The organism is Bradyrhizobium sp. NAS80.1 (genome assembly GCF_001908205.1).
GTDB lineage: Bacteria > Pseudomonadota > Alphaproteobacteria > Rhizobiales > Xanthobacteraceae > Bradyrhizobium.
On record NZ_LGHL01000152.1, the window covers coordinates 1 to 15,536 of the forward strand.

Consider the following 15,536-nt stretch of genomic DNA (forward strand, 5'->3'; position numbering starts at 1 on the left):
ATCCCGGCGCTCGCGGCCGAGGTCGACAGCGCGAACCTCATCCTCGACACGCCGGCAGCACGCCTGATCGCGCGCGGCAGCGAACACCCGTTGTTGCTCGGAGAGGTCGAAAGACTGGCCACCTCGACAGCGCTCGTCATCGATACCTTCCATCATATTGTGCGCAGGCGAGGCATTGTCGTGTCGTTCGGAACGCGGCCGGTGTTGTTCGCGCTCGCCCGTCTTCTGGCGCAGGCATGGCCCGCGGATGTCTCGCGAGAGGCGTTGATTGGCGGTGCGTTTCAAGCGAAGCACGTTGATGAGTCGCACCGCGCGCGATTGCGCGTCGAGATCGGGCGGCTCCGCACTAAGCTCAAACCGCTGGCCGAAATCAGCGCGACGAAACAGGGTTTTGTGCTGGCGCCGCGGAAGACGCGCGACGTCCTCGTGCTGGCGCGGCCCGTCGAGGAAAAGCACGCCGCCGTCCTCGCCTTTCTTGCCGACGGCGAGCCCTGGTCGAGCTCGGCGCTCGCGCTTGCGCTTGGAATCAGCCCGCGCACAGTGCAGCGGGCGCTCGAGGAGCTCGCCCGATCGAACAAGGTGCAGTCGTTCGGACACGGGCGGGCACGCCGCTGGATGACCCCGCCTGTCCCGGGTTTCCCGACAGGCTTGTTACTCCCGGGCCCGTTGCTGAAGGCGTAGGATGATCACATCACAGGGATCAAGCACATGAAGCGTTCAGACGCCGAGATCGTCAGGGAATACGGGCCTTTTGCGGGCGTCGAAGCCGTGCATGGCGTTACCTATGACGGCACGCATGTCTGGTTTGCGTCCGGAGACAAGTTGAATGCGGTCGATCTGGCCAGCGGCAAGATCGCACGCTCCATCGACGTTGCCGCACACGCGGGAACGGCGTTCGACGGCCGGCACCTGTTCCAGATCGCCGAGGATCGCATTCAGAAGATCGACGCGGCGACCGGCAAGGTCGTCAGCACAATCCCCGCGCCGGGTGGCGGTGGCGATTCCGGCCTCGCCTGGGCCGAGGGTTCGCTCTGGGTCGGTCAGTATCGCGAGCGGAAGATCCATCAGGTCGATCCCGAAACGGGGACCGTTCTTCGCACCATCGAAAGCAAACGCTTCGTGACCGGAGTTACCTGGGTCGACGGCGAGCTCTGGCATGGCACCTGGGAAGGCGAGGAAAGCGACGTGCGGCGGATCGATCCCGAAACCGGCAAGGTGCTCGAGCAACTCGACCTGCCCGCTGGAACAATCGTGTCGGGACTGGAGTCGGACGGCGGCGATCGCTTCTTCTGCGGCGGCGGAAGTCGCGGCAATGTGAGAGCGGTCCGGCGTCCGAGGCGAACTGCTCCGCGGTGACGACCTGAATGTCCGGCAACGGCGCGTTCGCCCCCGTTAACTTGTTCGCCCCAATTCCACCCCACCGGTGCGCTCTAGCGCCCTCCTCGCCCGCCCTGTAAAACCCCAACCGGGGCGGCCTGGGGGATTGATGCGACTAACACTAGACTTGAAGACTGTCTTGATCGCCGTCGCGGTGCTTGCGGCGTCGTTCTTCATCAGCCTGAAGGCAATGGACTGGCTGTCGCCGAGCGCGACGACGTCTGCGCCGCCGGTCGCGCAACTGCCGCCGCTGCCGCCGGTCTCGAAGAACTCGATCGTGGTTGCGCCGGTCGCGATCGCGCTGTCGGCGATCCGCGACCAGGCCGAGAAGGCCGCGCCGCGCAATTTCGCGGGGAAGGCCGAGAACCCGATTTCGCAAATCCTGCAGGACGCCGACATCGGCTGGTCCGCGATACGCGGACCGATGTCGGCTGTCGGCGACAAGGACATGCTGACGCTGTCGACTCCGCTCACAGGCAAGCTGAACGTGACGGGCACGCTGTCCTCGAAAGCGACCGGCGCGCTCGGCGATGCGCTCGGCAGCGTGCTCGGCGGCAATGCCGCAAAACAGATCGGCGCGGTCAACATCAAGAACTTGAATGCCAGCGCCGAAATCAAGGGCAACGTGGTCGTGACCTCGCGCCCGAAGCTCGCGGCCAACTGGCATCTCGAGCCCAATCTCGGCGGCCAGGTCATTCTCGGCGACACCAACCTTGCGGTCGCCGGCGTCAAGGTCAACGTGCCGGCGCAGGTGAAGCCGCTGATCGACAAGACCGTCGCTGACCAGTTGAACGTCGTGTCCGAACGCATCCGCAACGATCCCTCCCTGCGCGAGAATGCGAAGGTGCAATGGGCCAAGGCCTGCCGCTCGATCCCGCTGCAAGGCAGCGGCGCGCTGCCGCCGCTCTGGCTCGAGATGAAACCGACCCGCGCCATCGCCGCGCAGCCGCGGGTCGACGCGCAGGCCGTGACACTGCTGCTTGGCCTGGAGGCCGAGACGCGCGTGACCTCGACCCCGACCAAGCCGGAGTGTCCGTTTCCCGACAAGATCTCGATCGTGCCGCCGACCGGCACCGGCGTGAACATCGGCGTGCCGATCGACGTACCTTTCACCGAGATCAACAAGCTCATCGCAGCACAGATGGTCGGCCACACCTATCCCGAGGACGGCTCCGGCCCGGTCGACGTCACCGTGAAGAGTGTCAACGTGATCCCGTCGGGCGAGCGGCTGCTGATCTCGCTGCTGGTCCGTGCCAAGGAGAAGAAGAGCTGGTTCGGTCTCGGCGCCGAGGCGACCGTGCACATCTGGGGCCGGCCGATGCTCGACCAGGCTCAGCAGACGCTGCGGCTCGCCGACATCCAGCTCGCGGTGGAATCCGAGGCGGCCTTCGGCCTGCTCGGCGCCGCCGCGCGCACCGTGGTGCCGCTGCTCCAGCAGGCGCTGGTGCAAAAGGCGACGCTCGATTTGAAGCCGATTGCCGCTAATGCGCGCGAGAAGATCGCGGCTGCGATCGCTGACTACCAGAAGAGCGAGGACGGCCTCAAGGTCGAGGCCAAGATCGATAGCCTGACGCTCGCCGACATCGCCTTCGACTCCAAGACGCTGCGCGTGGTCGCCGAAGCCGGCGGCTCGCTGAACGTGACTGTGAGCAAGCTGCCGGGGATGTGAGCGCGCCTTTCGTCACCGGGTCCGCGCGCGTCTTCGTCGGTTGCGCCGCTGGCATTCTCGTCGGAGGATGCTAAGCTGTTCCTCGCAAGCTCGGACGAGGTGCTGACAACACTATAGAGGACAACGCGAGGACGACATGGAAGCCGGCATGGTGACGCCCGCGCCGGCGCTGGTGCGCTTTTCCGGCATTCAGAAGACCTACGATGGCGAGCACCTCGTGGTGAAGAACCTCGATCTCGAAATCAGGAAGGGCGAGTTTATCACCCTGCTTGGCCCGTCGGGCTCGGGCAAGACGACCACGTTGATGATGCTGGCTGGCTTCGAGGTTCCGACTCATGGCGAGATCTACCTCGCTGACCGGCCAATCAAGAACATGCCGTCGCATAAGCGCGACATCGGCATGGTATTTCAGAACTATGCCCTGTTTCCGCACCTGACGATCGCGGAGAATATCGCCTTCCCGCTATCCGTTCGCAAAATCAACAAGGCGGAAGCGCAGGAGCGCGTAAGGGCGGCGTTGCGCATGATCAAGATGGAAACCCTGGCGCACCGACGGCCCGGGCAGCTGTCAGGCGGTCAGCAGCAGCGCGTGGCGCTGGCCCGCGCCCTGGTTTTCAATCCGCAGCTCGTGCTGATGGACGAGCCCCTGGGAGCCCTGGACAAGCGCCTCCGGGAGCAGATGCAACTGGAGATCAAACAACTGCACGAGACGATGGGCATCACCGTCGTCTACGTCACCCACGATCAGAGTGAAGCGCTCACCATGTCGGACCGCATCGCCGTGTTCAACGACGGCATTGTGCAGCAGGTCGACATGCCCGACGCGCTGTACGAGCATCCGGTGAACAGCTTCGTCGCCCACTTCATCGGCGAGAACAATGTGCTGGCCGGCACCGTCGAGACGGTTGAAAAGGAATATTGCCGCGTCGCGCTGGCTGGTGGCGGCGCCGTGACCGCACGGGCAGTCAACGTATCGGGCGCGGGTGCATCGACTTCCCTGTCGGTACGGCCGGAGCGGATCTCCATTATCATGGACGGCACTTCCAGCGACGGACCGAACCGCCTGCCGGCCAAGGTGCAGAACACCATCTATCTCGGCGACCACGCGCTGGCCGTGCTCGATGTCGCCGGCAACGGGGAGTTCATTGTCAAGCTTCAGCCGGACGCACATCACAGCCTGAGACATGGCGAAAGCGTGTTCATCACCTTCCGCCCCGAGGACTGCCTGGCCCTCGATCCCGTCTGACCACCCCTGCAGCCTTTCTCCAACGCAAGCGGACCGGCATCGATTACCCTCAACGCAACTCACATGAAGAAGGAACAAAGACCATGCTGAAACGCAAGATTGTCCTGAGTTTCGCCGCGGCGCTCACAGCCAGCGCTGCGCTGGCCACGGCCGCACAGGCGCGTGACCTCACCGTCGTGTCGTGGGGCGGCGCGTATCAGGATGCCCAGAAGAAGGTCTATTTCGAGCCGTTCAGGAAGGCGGCCGGTATTCCGATGAACGACGAGTCCTGGGACGGCGGCGTCGGCGTGTTGCGCGCCAAGGTGCAGGGTGGCGCCGCCACCTGGGACGTCGTCCAGGTCGAGAGCGACGAACTGGCGGTCGGCTGCGAGGAAGGCCTGTTCGAGAAGATGGACTATTCCAAAATCGGCGGCGAGGCCGCCTATATACCGCCGTCAGTCAATCCCTGCGGCGTCGGCGCCATCCTCTACGATTTCGTTCTCGGCTACGACAAGGACAAGCTGAAGGAGGCGCCCAAAGGCTGGGCCGACTTCTTCGACACCAAGAAGATCCCAGGCAAGCGCGGCCTGCGTCAGGGCCCGAAGACCACGCTGGAGATCGCCCTCATGGCCGACGGCGTCGCACCGAAGGACGTCTACAAGGTGCTGGCGACCGACGAGGGCGTCGAGCGCGCGTTCAAGAAGCTGGACACCATCAAGGGCGACATCGTCTGGTGGAAGGCCGGCGCCCAGCCGCCGCAATTGCTCGCCTCCGGCGAGGTGGCGATGACCTCGGTCTACAATGGCCGCATCGACACCGCGAACAAGAACGAAAAGAAGAATTTTGGCATGGTGTGGGACGGAGCGCTGTTCACCCTCGACAGTTGGGTCATCCTGAAGGGTAGCCCGAACAAGGACGCGGCCTACAAGTTCCTGGACTTCGTCGGCAAGCCGGAGAACCAGTCCAAGCTGTCGGAGAACATTGCTTATGGCACCTCGAACAAGGACGCAGCCGCCCGGCTGCAGCCCGCTGTTCTGAAGGACCTGCCGACAGCGCCTGACAACATCAAGAACGCGGTCGAGATCAACGTTGCCTTCTGGCTCGAGAACATCGACCGCCTGACTGAGCGCTTCAACAAATGGGCAGCGAAATAGCGTGCTGCCGAACCGGCGTGTGGCACAGGCAGAGGATCGATACCTCTTCGCCTGTGCCCCACCCCTTGCCTGAAATGGCCAGGGATTTCCGGTCAATGAGGCTCAACCCGGGGAACCTCAACCGATGACAGCCGCGTCCCTGACCGGCGCCGATGCCCAGACCGAGATGCCGCTCAAGCGCCGCCTGAAGCGGGCGGAGCGAGCTCGCCATATCAAGGCATTGGCTCTGGTTCTGCCGCTTCTGCTGTTTCTGCTCTTCACCTTCGCAGGCCCGATCGCCGGCATGCTCTGGCGCTCGGTCGATGACCGGGAGGTGCGTCAGGTTCTGCCTCAAACCGTAGCTGTTCTCGCCAACTGGGACGGCAAGGACCTCCCGGACGAAAAGGCCTACGCGGCGCTGGCAAGCGACATCCTGGCGGCGCGCGCCTCCGGCACGATCGCCATCGCGGCCAAGCGACTCAACTACGCACTGAACGGCTTCCGCACGATCCTGACCAGCACTGCACGCAACCTGAAGGCGGTGCCGGAGTCCGGCACGGCCAAGGAGACGCTGGGCAAGATCAACCCGGCCTGGCGCGAACGCACCACTTGGACGACGATCAAGGACGCCAGTGGCCCAATGACCGGCTTCTACCTTCTGGCGGCGCTCGACCTGACGCGGAACGCGGACGGCGCGATCGTCGCAGCCTCGCCGGATCAGGCCATCTACCGCAACGTTTTCGCGCGCACCTTCACCATCAGCCTCAGTGTCACGGCGCTCTGCCTGATCCTCGGCTTCCCGGTCGCCTACCTGCTGGCGACGCTGCCGCCGGGCCGGTCGAATCTGCTGATGATCTTCGTCCTGCTGCCTTTCTGGACTTCGCTTCTGGTCCGCACGTGCGCCTGGATCGTCTTGTTGCAGAGCAACGGCGTCGTGAACGACAGCCTACACTGGCTTGGCATCATCGACGAGCCGTTGCGCCTGATCTACAACCGCTTCGGTGTCTGCGTGGCAATGACCCACGTTCTCCTGCCGTTCATGATCCTGCCGCTGTACAGCAGCATGAAGGCGATCTCGCCTGCTTACATGCGCGCCGCCGCCTCGCTCGGTGCGCCACCGGGCACCGCGTTCCTGCGGATCTACCTGCCTCAAACCCTGCCCGGTATCGGCGCGGGAAGCCTGCTCGTCTTCATCCTGGCGCTCGGCTACTACATCACACCGGCACTCGTCGGGGGCGCCGCCGATCAAATGATCAGCTACTTCATCGCGCTCTACACAACCGAGACAGCCAACTGGGGCCTTGCTTCGGCGTTGGGTGCGGTGCTGCTGCTGGTCACTCTTCTGCTCGCTCTCGTCTACGGAAAGCTGGTGCATGGCCAGCAGGTCACGGGAGGAATGAAGAATTGAGCGATAATCCCTCCCTCCGCACGCCCAGCCAGCGCATCGCGTGGACCGCGACTATCGTTATCTCCACGCTGGTGTTCATCTTCCTGATCGCGCCAATCCTGGCGATCATGCCGCTGTCCTTCAGCTCAGGCTCCTACCTGACCTATCCACTGCCCGGCCTCTCCTTGCGCTGGTACGACGACTTCATCAATTCGCCGCGCTGGATGACAGCGCTGAAGAACAGCATGATCATCGGCGTCGCCTCGACCCTGCTGTCCACGGTGCTTGGCACGCTGGCCGCGCTGGGGCTGGCGCAGTGGAAGAGCCGGTTCAAACCGCTCGTGCTGGCTTTCGTGCTGTCGCCGGTCGTCGTGCCCGGCGTCATCACTGCGGTCGGTCTGTATTTCTTCTTCGCGCCAATCGGACTGACCGGCAGTTATCTCGGCTTGATCCTGGCCCACACCGCGCTGGCGACGCCCTTTGTGGTGATCACGGTCGGCGCGACGCTGCAAAGCTTCGACACCAACCTGGCGCGCGCCGCCGCCTCACTCGGCGCCTCGCCGCTGTACGCGTTCCGCCGCGTGATCCTGCCGCTGATCCTGCCCGGCCTCGCGTCAGGTGCGCTGTTCGCCTTCGCGACCAGCTTCGATGAGGTGGTGATCGTGCTGTTCATGGCAGGTCCCGAGCAGCGCACCCTGCCGCGCGAGATGTTCAGCGGCATCCGCGAGAACATAAGCCCGACCATCACGGCAGCTGCGGTGATTCTGACGACAGTATCGGTCATCCTCCTCGCCACCCTGGAAGGCTTGCGCCGACGCAACGAACGGCTCAAGGGCAGCAGCGCCTGACCGGCGGCATCGCGCATACGATCGACGTGACCGTGAGCAAGTTGTCGGGGACGTAGGCCCCTTCGTCATTCCGGGGCGCGCCCCTTTGGGCGCGAGCCCGGAATCCATTCATCCACCTCGCTGAGGCCCGATGGATTCCGGGTTCGCGCTGACGCGCGCCCCGGAATGACGGAGCCCGCCCCCCTACTTATTCTCAACCCGCCTCACGCGTCCTTGGCTTTGCCACTGCGACCGTTTGTCGCTAGAACGGTCCCTGCAACAAAACCCAAACAACAACACACAGGGAGAAAAACAAACATGCAAAAACTCATCGCCGCCGTCGCGGCCGGTCTCGCCCTTGCCGCCACGTCCGGCGCCGCGCAGGCGCAGATTTCCGACGACGTCGTCAAGATCGGCGTGCTCACGGACATGTCGAGCCTTTATGCGGACGCGACCGGCAAGGGCTCGCTCGCCGCCGTCGAGATGGCGGTCGCCGATTACGGCGGCAAGGTCGCCGGCAAGCCGGTGGAGGTGGTCGCCGCCGATCACCAGAACAAGCCCGATGTCGGCGTCAACATCGCCCGCAACTGGTACGACAACGACAAGGTCGACGCGATCTTCGATGTGCCGACATCCTCGGTGGCGCTGCCGATCTCGGCGCTGACGCGCGAGAAGAACAAGATCAACATCAATTCCGGCGGCGGCTCGTCCGACATCACCGGCACCGCCTGCTCGCCGAACACGGTGCACTGGACCTATGACACCTATGCGCTGTCGAACGTCGCCGGCAAGGCGATGGTCAAGCGCGGCGAGGACACATGGTTCTTCGTCACCGCCGACTACGCCTTCGGCATGGCGCTCCAGCGCGACGCCGCCAACGTAGTCAAGGAGAGCGGCGGCAAGGTGCTCGGCGAAGTCCGCCATCCGCTCAACTCGTCCGACTTCTCCTCCTTCCTGCTCCAGGCCCAGGCCTCCAAGGCCAAGGTGGTCGCGCTGGCGAACGCCGGCGCTGATACCACCAATGCGCTGAAGCAGGCCTCCGAGTTCGGCCTGACCCAGGGCGGCCAGAAGATGATCGCGCTGCTGCAGGAAATCACCGACACGCATTCGCTCGGCATCAAGGCGACGCAGGGCCTGATCGTCACCGATGCGTTCTACTGGGACATGAACGAGGAGACGCGCGCCTTCTCGAAGCGTTTCAACGAGAAGGTCGGTCACATGCCGACCATGATCCAGGCCGGCCTCTATTCGGCGACCATGCATTATCTGAAGGCGATCGAGGCCATCAAGACCGACGAGGCGCCGAAGGTGATGGCGCAGATGCGCGCCACGCCGATCAACGACTTCTTCGCCAGGAACGGCAAGATCCGCATCGACGGCCGCATGGTCCATGACATGTATCTGTTCGAGGTGAAGAAGCCCGAGGAATCCAAGGGCGAGTGGGACCTCTACAAGCTCATCGCCACCGTGCCCGGCGACGAGGCTTTCCGTCCGCTCGACAAGGGCGGCTGCCCGCTGGTGAAGTGAAACCAGGCGACTGATGACCGGCCGGTGCCAATCCCTCATCTTGAGGAGCTTGCGAAGCAAGCGTCTCGAAGGATGAAGGCCCGGCTAGCGGCCTCGCCCTTCGAGACACGCGCCAAGAGCGCGCTCCTCAGGGTGAGGGTCAGCATCTCGCAATGACGAAAGGACACGACGGCGCGCCCGGTGAAAACCGGGCGCTTCGATTCTGTGATCAGCTCAGCCGCATTACTCCGCGTACTTGAACTCGGGCATGTTCTTCAGCTCGTCCTTGCTCGCGTTGAACACGGCGTGGTCCGGATACCACATTTTCGACGGCTTGGTCGGGGTCGTCGCGGTCTTGTCGGTGCCGGTCGCGGCGCCCGTCGTCGTGGACGCAGGCGGCTTGGCGCCAGGGCTCGTGCCAGTGCTGGAATAGGCCACGGCCTCGTCGGTGAACTTCAACTTCTCATAGGGGACGGCGACCAGATGCTCGCCCATACCGAGGAAGCCGCCGACGCCGATCACGGCGATCTTCACGGCGCCGCTCTTGTCCATCAGCAGATCGTTGATCGATCCGATGTTCTCGTTGGCGTCGTTATAGACCCGCACGCCCGCCATCTTCGACGCACGCCATTCATCCGACGCAGTCGTGGTTGTGGTTGTCGCTGTGGCCGCCGGCGCCGCTTTGTCGGTGGTGGTCGTCGGCGATTGCGCGAACGCTACGGTCGCAAAAAGTGCGGTGCCGGCAAGGCCGGCGGCGATCGATTTCATCAACATTGTTGTTCTCTCCTTCCGCAGAAAACTCGTACGGAGAGAACCGCGCTGATCACTCGTAGTTCCTAAACTGCGGCAATTTCGCAGCCGATACGCGGGAAGGATTCGAAGGCAAATGTTCCTGCGTCACTCAGGAACACTTTTGCAGCGCACGGTTCACGGTTCTTCGCCGACGATCATCCGCCCTGGGTAAAGCACGATCGCGGCGAGGAACGCGCCGACCTGTTCGCCCAGGTCAGCTCTTGTAGTCGATCAGAAGCGCGGAGAGGTCCGAGCCGCTCGACGAACTCGTCGTGCTGCCATTGGCGCCGTAGGACGACGCCGACGGTTGCGACTGCTGCAGCGCCTGGAGGAATTTCTGGAGGATCTCGGCCGTGGTCGAGTCGGTCGACGTGCTGTTGGTCGAGTTCGACGAATCCGAAGCACTGTCGTTCGGGGGCGGACCGGGCGGCGGCCCACCCGCGCCACCGGGACCTCCTGCACCGCCGGGACCGTTGGCGAAGGCGGACTTGAACACGTTCTTCAACTCGCTGGCCTGATCCGAGGTCAGCGTCCCGTTCGAGACCTCATTGGAGATGAGGTCGTCGATCTTCGATTGCATGTCGTCCCTGGAGGGGCGCGTGCCGCTCGACCGGTCGCTCGACCGGCTCTGCTGGAGCGCCGTGTCGATGTCGCTCAGCGCAGTCGAGAGCGCGGACTGGTCCGACGACGAGATCGTGCCGGCAGAAACTTCCGATTGCAATTCCTGCTGCAACCGCTGCAACGGCGACTGGTAGTTACCGGCGGAGGTCGCCGAAATCGAGGTCATGATGGCTCCGTGGTTTTTGCGGGGTTTCGTGGCCGACCGCGCCACGGTATGGTTAGCGGCCTTAATGAGACCTTGCCGCTCCACTGCCCAGGCATTGCCGGCTGTTGCATGCCGGACGGTTGGAAACATGCCGAAACAAAAATCTTCGCCTTTTGGCCCGAATCTTGGACAAACAAAGCGCATGGCCATTCCCAATCCCAACATCCTGGTCGTCGAGGACGACCGCGAAACGCGGACGTTGATTGCGAAGTACCTGCGCAACAACGCCTGCAACGTCACCGCCGTGAGTGACGGTCGCGAGATGGCGCGCGCGATGGCCGATCATCGCGTCGATCTCATCATCCTCGACGTCATGCTGCCGGGCGAGGACGGCTTGAGCTTGTGCCGCAAGGTGCGCTCGGAGGCACAGACGCCGATCATCATGCTCACCGCGCGCGGCGAGGACGTCGACCGCATCGTCGGCCTCGAAATGGGCGCTGACGACTACCTGCCGAAACCGTTCAATCCGCGCGAGCTGCTCGCCCGCATCAACGCGGTGCTGCGCCGCCAGGCTGCCGCGCGAGCTGCAAGCTCGATCGAAGGCGCGAGCACGCTCGCGTTCGAGGGCTGGCGCATCGACCTGCGCCTGCGCGAACTGCGCAATCCGGAAGGTGCGCGCGTCGCGGTGACCAGCGCCGAGTTCGATCTCTTGCGGACGTTCTGCGAACGCCCCGGCCGCGTGCTCTCGCGCGACAGCCTGCTCGACCTCACGCAGGGCCGCAACGCCGGCTCGTTCGAACGCTCCATCGACGTGCTGGTCAGCCGCATCCGCCGCAAGATCGAGCCCAATCCGCAGGATCCGACCATCATCAAGACGGTACGCTCCGGCGGCTATCTGTTCACGCCGAGAACTGAAGTAGCCGGCAACGAAGCGGTCGCGACGTCCCTGCGCAACTAGTGAGGCGGCCATCATGATGCCGTTCCGCTTCTTCCACCTCAAGAGCATTGGCGGACAGATCGCCGCGCTCGTGGTAGCCTCGATCGTCGCGCTGCATCTGATCCTCACCATCAGCTTCCTGGTCAGCCGGCCTGACCGCGCCGAGCCGCCGCCCGACAGCGCGCATCAACTCGCGGATGCGGCTCTCCTGCTGAGCGGCGCCGACGCCAGCGAGCGGCCGCGCATCCTTGCCGATATCGCGCGTGCGTTTCCGAAGGCCGGCATCGAGCTCCTCGCGCCGGGGACCGTCTCCGTCACCGCCGAAAGCGAGAGCCAGCACCTGCGCAGCGTGCGCCGGCATCTCGGTCGTCAGTACAAGGTGATCGCGCTGACGCCGAACTCCGGCCTGCATCGGGTCGCGGTTCAGCTCCCCGACGGCAGCATGATCGCCGGCCGTGTCGAACGGGGACCGTATGCACCTCGGTTCTGGGGCGGCCCGTGGATGATCACGCTCTTGTTCGCATTGATCAGTGTCACGATGCTTGGGCTATGGGCGGCCTACGCGCTGGCCGCACCGCTCTCCTCCTTCGCCAAGGCCGCGGAGAATTTCAGCCTCGACGGCACCGCCGAGCCGCTGCCCGAGCGTGGCCCGGAGGAGATCCGCTCAGTGGCGCGCGCGCTCAATCGCATGCATGAGCGGATCGCGCGGTTGATGTCGGATCGCACCAAGATGCTGGCTGCGATCAGCCACGATCTGCGCACGCCGATTACGCGGCTGCGCCTGCGCGCCGAGTTCATCGAGGACGAGGGCAACCGCAAGCGCATGCTGATCGATCTCGACCAGATGCGCTCGATGCTCGAATCCGTGCTGTCGCTCTTGCGCAACGACCGCAAGATCGAGGCGGTGACGCTTGTCGACATCGCGAGCACGCTCCAGCTCGTCGCCGACCAGTTCGGCGACATGGGCCATGTCGTGCGTTATGACGGCCCCGCTTCCGCAACCGCCGTCGCGCGCCCCGACGATTTGCACCGTGGCGTCACCAACCTCGTCGAGAACGCGGTGCGCTTCGGCGCCGAGGTGACGATCCGCCTCGAAGTCGCCGGCACCAAGCTCGTCATCGACGTCGAGGACGACGGCCCCGGCATCTCGGATGCGCGCAAGCAGGAGATGCTGGAGCCGTTCGTGCGCGGCGACGACGCGCGCACCATGGACGACTCCACCGGCTTCGGCCTCGGCCTGTCGATCGCGCGCGCGATCGCGCTCGCCCATGGCGGCGAGCTGTCGCTGCACGACCGCGAGCCACACGGATTGATCGTGCGGATGCAATTGCCAGTGTGGCAGCAGCCGCGGCTGGCGGCTTAAGAGCATGATCTGGACCCGAAGGGCCGCGTTAGCGCAAAGTGTGCAGCGGTTTTCCGAAAAGATCATGCCCTAAGGCAGCGCCTCAGGCCGCAAGCGGCGGATGCTCGATCGCTGCAGGCTCATCGAAGATCGCAATCGCCTCGAAGCGATAATCGCAGGCGTGGCATGTCCAGAGATAGGAGATGCGCCCCTCGCCCAGTTCGATCCAGTCGGGTTGCGGGATCGGCGCGCCGCATTGGGCGCATGGGTTCTGTCTGGGGATATCGCTGGCGTGTGCGTTGGCCATGTTGGTTTTTGTCATGGCACCTCTCCCGTTTTGCGGCGTCTTCTTACTCGCTTTTGCGGGGCTGCGCGAATAGACAGCCTTGCTGCCGCGCGCGGTGGTTCGTCCGCCCAAAGGGAACCGTACGGCAGCATTGAGTCGTAACAGCGGCTCGGCGCCGCAAAATCGCTGGCAGCGGCGTTTGGCCACATCATCGCCGCGTTCGGGAGGCCTAACGGCGGCCGGGCGCAGGCCACTCGGGGATATCAAGGGATATCTGATGAAAATTTTACGCGTTGCCGCGCTGCTCGCGGCCGGACTGACATTGCCGCAGGCCGCATTCGCGGGCGAAGCCGAATATGCCGAGATGGTCGCGATGCATGCGCGCGCCAACGGCGTGCCGGAGACGCTGGTGCACCGCGTGATCATGCGTGAAAGCCGCTATCAGCCGGGCCTCGTCGGCCATGGCGGCACCATCGGGCTGATGCAGATCAAGCTCGCGACCGCCCGCGGGCTCGGCTACACCGGCGATGCCGCAGGTCTGCGCGATCCGAACACCAACCTCACCTATGCGGTGAAATATCTCGCCGGCGCCTATCATGCCGCGAACGGCGACCACGCCCGAGCCATTCGTTATTTTGCTGGCGGCTATTACTACGCCGCAAAGCGCCAGCACCGGGAACAGCTGGTGCAGCAGACCAGCGCCGACGTCTGGCTCGAGCCGAACGGCAATCCGCAGCCGATGATCGGCACCGTGCCGCATCGAAAACTGGCGCAGCACGTTCGCAATGCGCGGGCGCAGGCCCCGAAATAGCTCGCCGGGACCCACTACATCCCGCAGCAATGGGCCCCAGCTCAGCAGCGCATCACGCCGCGAAGAGGCGGCGCACTGCGCTGCGTCCGGCACGAGAGCAGTGGGGTTCCGCCAAGGCGCGTTGACACCAGCCGTCACTGGCATACATTAGAGCCGTTCCGAGGGGTGCTCCGAGGAGGAGCTGAGATACCGCTAAATGGGCAAACCCGCCCAGGACCGCGGTGACCCTTTGAACCTGATCCGGGTCATGCCGGCGAAGGGACAGGGATGTACCAGACGAAGAAGCGGTCGGATTCACCGGTATCCATCATCGGCGCAGGCATTGCCGGAGCCTGGCAGGCGCTATTGTTCGCGCAGGCCGGCCACACCGTCACTTTACACGAGCGCGGTGACGCAGGGATGACCGATGCCACCAGCCATTGGGCTGGCGGCATGCTCGCGCCCTATTGCGAGGCGGAGGTCGCCGAACCCATCATCAGCCGCCTCGGCCTGCGCTCCCTCGACATCTGGCGGCGCGAATTGCCGGACACCCCGTTCAACGGCTCCCTCGTCGTCGCCCATCCGCGCGAGCGCAACGATTTCGAGCGCTTCGCCCGGATGACCGAGGAGCACCGCCGGCTCGATGCAGCTAGCCTTGCCGAGCTCGAGCCGTCGCTGGAAGGTCGCTTCCGCGACGCGCTGTTCTTCCCGACCGAGGGCCATGTCGAGCCGCGCCGCGTGCTGCCGAAGCTGCACGAGCGCATCCGCGCCGCCGGCGGCACCATCAAATTCGATAGCGACGTCACCGCTGCCGATCTCGACGGCATCGTGATCGACTGCCGCGGCCTCGGTGCGCGCGACGAGCAGCCGGAGCTGCGCGGCGTCAAGGGCGAGATGATCCTCATCGAGACCAGCGAGGTGCGGCTTGAGCGCCCGGTGCGGCTGATCCACCCGCGCTGGCCGCTCTACGTGATCCCGCGCGAGAACGATCTGTTCATGCTGGGTGCGACCTCGATCGAGGCCGAGGACACCGGCGTCAGCGTCCGCTCCGCGCTGGAGCTGCTTGGCGCGGCCTATGCCGTGCATCCGGCCTTCGGCGAGGCGCGGATCGTCGAATTCGGCTCGGGCCTTCGCCCCGCTTTTCCCGACAATCTCCCGCGCATCGGCATTCGCGGCGGCAGGATCACCGTCAACGGGCTCTACCGCCACGGCTTCCTGATCGCACCGGCACTCGCCGAGCTGACGCTCGCTTATGTCGAGCGCGGACAGATCGACAATGAGGTGATGCAATGCACGTGATCGTCAACGGCGAGCAACGCGAGGTGAATTCGGCCAGCGTCGACGCGCTGCTTACTGAACTCGACTACGAGGGCACCCATTTCGCGATCGCGCTGAACTACGACGTCGTGCCGAAAAGCCGCTGGGCCGAGACCCACCTCAAGGCCGGCGACGAGATCGAGATCATCACGCCGCGGCAGGGAGGGTGAGGATGCAGAACT

15 protein-coding genes, 1 pseudogene and 1 riboswitch are annotated in these 15,536 nt (G+C 64.5%); of the genes and pseudogenes, 13 read left to right on the forward strand and 3 right to left on the reverse strand.

Annotated elements, in window-relative coordinates:
- The 8 genes and pseudogenes from AC629_RS31155 to AC629_RS31190 all read left to right on the forward strand — a co-directional run.
- Window positions 1-681, forward strand: a pseudogene (locus AC629_RS31155) (HTH domain-containing protein); the annotation flags it as partial.
- Window positions 682-708: 27 nt separating this feature from the next.
- A complete protein-coding gene (locus tag AC629_RS31160) occupies window positions 709-1,356 on the forward strand; it encodes a Vgb family protein (protein ID WP_084808669.1) in 648 nt (215 codons plus the stop codon).
- Window positions 1,357-1,486: 130 nt separating this feature from the next.
- Window positions 1,487-3,046, forward strand: coding sequence for a DUF4403 family protein (locus AC629_RS31165; RefSeq protein WP_084808670.1), 1,560 nt, complete (start codon window positions 1,487-1,489; stop codon window positions 3,044-3,046).
- A gap of 136 nt (window positions 3,047-3,182) precedes the next feature.
- Window positions 3,183-4,292, forward strand: coding sequence for an ABC transporter ATP-binding protein (locus AC629_RS31170; RefSeq protein WP_084808671.1), 1,110 nt, complete (start codon window positions 3,183-3,185; stop codon window positions 4,290-4,292).
- An 83-nt stretch (window positions 4,293-4,375) separates the two neighbouring features.
- A complete protein-coding gene (locus AC629_RS31175) occupies window positions 4,376-5,425 on the forward strand; it encodes an ABC transporter substrate-binding protein (RefSeq protein ID WP_084808672.1) in 1,050 nt (349 codons plus the stop codon).
- Between the two features lie 124 nt (window positions 5,426-5,549).
- Window positions 5,550-6,812 carry an ABC transporter permease gene (locus AC629_RS31180; RefSeq protein WP_084808673.1) on the forward strand — a complete coding sequence of 421 codons (1,263 nt, stop codon included), beginning with the start codon at window positions 5,550-5,552 and terminating at the stop codon, window positions 6,810-6,812.
- Window positions 6,809-7,639 (forward strand): ABC transporter permease, encoded by an 831-nt coding sequence (locus tag AC629_RS31185; protein ID WP_084808674.1) that lies wholly within the window; start codon window positions 6,809-6,811, stop codon window positions 7,637-7,639. The genes AC629_RS31180 and AC629_RS31185 overlap by 4 nt, the downstream gene beginning before the upstream one ends.
- Before the next feature lie 297 nt (window positions 7,640-7,936).
- A complete protein-coding gene (locus AC629_RS31190; protein ID WP_084808675.1) occupies window positions 7,937-9,145 on the forward strand; it encodes an ABC transporter substrate-binding protein in 1,209 nt (402 codons plus the stop codon).
- 222 nt (window positions 9,146-9,367) lie between these two features.
- Here the strand turns inward: AC629_RS31190 and AC629_RS31195 are convergent, their stop codons facing one another.
- Together AC629_RS31195 and AC629_RS31200 are read right to left on the reverse strand one after the other, a co-directional pair.
- On the reverse strand, window positions 9,368-9,898 hold the full coding sequence (locus AC629_RS31195) for a PRC-barrel domain-containing protein (protein ID WP_084808676.1): 531 nt from the start codon (window positions 9,896-9,898) through the stop codon (window positions 9,368-9,370).
- 232 nt (window positions 9,899-10,130) lie between these two features.
- Window positions 10,131-10,703 carry a hypothetical protein gene (locus AC629_RS31200; protein ID WP_084808697.1) on the reverse strand — a complete coding sequence of 191 codons (573 nt, stop codon included), beginning with the start codon at window positions 10,701-10,703 and terminating at the stop codon, window positions 10,131-10,133.
- Between the two features lie 181 nt (window positions 10,704-10,884).
- Between AC629_RS31200 and AC629_RS31205 the strand changes: the two genes are divergently transcribed.
- Window positions 10,885-11,640: a response regulator gene (locus tag AC629_RS31205; protein ID WP_084808677.1), complete on the forward strand. Its 756-nt coding sequence runs from the start codon at window positions 10,885-10,887 to the stop codon at window positions 11,638-11,640.
- Window positions 11,641-11,653: 13 nt separating this feature from the next.
- Window positions 11,654-12,982, forward strand: a complete 1,329-nt coding sequence (locus AC629_RS31210) for an ATP-binding protein (protein ID WP_084808678.1) — start codon at window positions 11,654-11,656, stop codon at window positions 12,980-12,982.
- An 82-nt stretch (window positions 12,983-13,064) separates the two neighbouring features.
- Here AC629_RS31210 and AC629_RS31215 read toward each other — a convergent pair whose 3' ends face one another.
- Window positions 13,065-13,283 carry a hypothetical protein gene (locus AC629_RS31215; RefSeq protein WP_084808698.1) on the reverse strand — a complete coding sequence of 73 codons (219 nt, stop codon included), beginning with the start codon at window positions 13,281-13,283 and terminating at the stop codon, window positions 13,065-13,067.
- 241 nt (window positions 13,284-13,524) lie between these two features.
- Between AC629_RS31215 and AC629_RS31220 the strand changes: the two genes are divergently transcribed.
- From AC629_RS31220 to thiS, 3 genes are all read left to right on the forward strand, one after another.
- Entirely contained in the window at window positions 13,525-14,058 is a 534-nt protein-coding gene (locus tag AC629_RS31220) for a lytic transglycosylase domain-containing protein (RefSeq protein WP_084808679.1), read from the forward strand.
- A gap of 151 nt (window positions 14,059-14,209) precedes the next feature.
- Window positions 14,210-14,338, forward strand: a riboswitch (TPP riboswitch).
- Window positions 14,326-15,336, forward strand: coding sequence for an FAD-dependent oxidoreductase (locus tag AC629_RS31225; protein ID WP_084808680.1), 1,011 nt, complete (start codon window positions 14,326-14,328; stop codon window positions 15,334-15,336). (Overlaps the previous riboswitch by 13 nt.)
- Window positions 15,327-15,524 (forward strand): sulfur carrier protein ThiS, encoded by a 198-nt coding sequence (thiS, locus tag AC629_RS31230; protein ID WP_084808681.1) that lies wholly within the window; start codon window positions 15,327-15,329, stop codon window positions 15,522-15,524. The genes AC629_RS31225 and thiS overlap by 10 nt, the downstream gene beginning before the upstream one ends.
- Window positions 15,525-15,536: the final 12 nt, after the last annotated feature.

Coding starts and splice junctions, on each gene's coding strand:
- AC629_RS31160 (WP_084808669.1), top strand. CDS start 709: ATGAAGCGTTCAGACGCCGAGATCGTCAGGGAATACGGGCCTTTTGCG.
- AC629_RS31165 (WP_084808670.1), top strand. CDS start 1,487: ATGCGACTAACACTAGACTTGAAGACTGTCTTGATCGCCGTCGCGGTG.
- AC629_RS31170 (WP_084808671.1), top strand. CDS start 3,183: ATGGAAGCCGGCATGGTGACGCCCGCGCCGGCGCTGGTGCGCTTTTCC.
- AC629_RS31175 (WP_084808672.1), top strand. CDS start 4,376: ATGCTGAAACGCAAGATTGTCCTGAGTTTCGCCGCGGCGCTCACAGCC.
- AC629_RS31180 (WP_084808673.1), top strand. CDS start 5,550: ATGACAGCCGCGTCCCTGACCGGCGCCGATGCCCAGACCGAGATGCCG.
- AC629_RS31190 (WP_084808675.1), top strand. CDS start 7,937: ATGCAAAAACTCATCGCCGCCGTCGCGGCCGGTCTCGCCCTTGCCGCC.
- AC629_RS31195 (WP_084808676.1), bottom strand. CDS start 9,898: ATGTTGATGAAATCGATCGCCGCCGGCCTTGCCGGCACCGCACTTTTT.
- AC629_RS31200 (WP_084808697.1), bottom strand. CDS start 10,703: ATGACCTCGATTTCGGCGACCTCCGCCGGTAACTACCAGTCGCCGTTG.
- AC629_RS31205 (WP_084808677.1), top strand. CDS start 10,885: ATGGCCATTCCCAATCCCAACATCCTGGTCGTCGAGGACGACCGCGAA.
- AC629_RS31210 (WP_084808678.1), top strand. CDS start 11,654: ATGATGCCGTTCCGCTTCTTCCACCTCAAGAGCATTGGCGGACAGATC.
- AC629_RS31215 (WP_084808698.1), bottom strand. CDS start 13,283: ATGACAAAAACCAACATGGCCAACGCACACGCCAGCGATATCCCCAGA.
- AC629_RS31220 (WP_084808679.1), top strand. CDS start 13,525: ATGAAAATTTTACGCGTTGCCGCGCTGCTCGCGGCCGGACTGACATTG.
- AC629_RS31225 (WP_084808680.1), top strand. CDS start 14,326: ATGTACCAGACGAAGAAGCGGTCGGATTCACCGGTATCCATCATCGGC.
- thiS (WP_084808681.1), top strand. CDS start 15,327: ATGCACGTGATCGTCAACGGCGAGCAACGCGAGGTGAATTCGGCCAGC.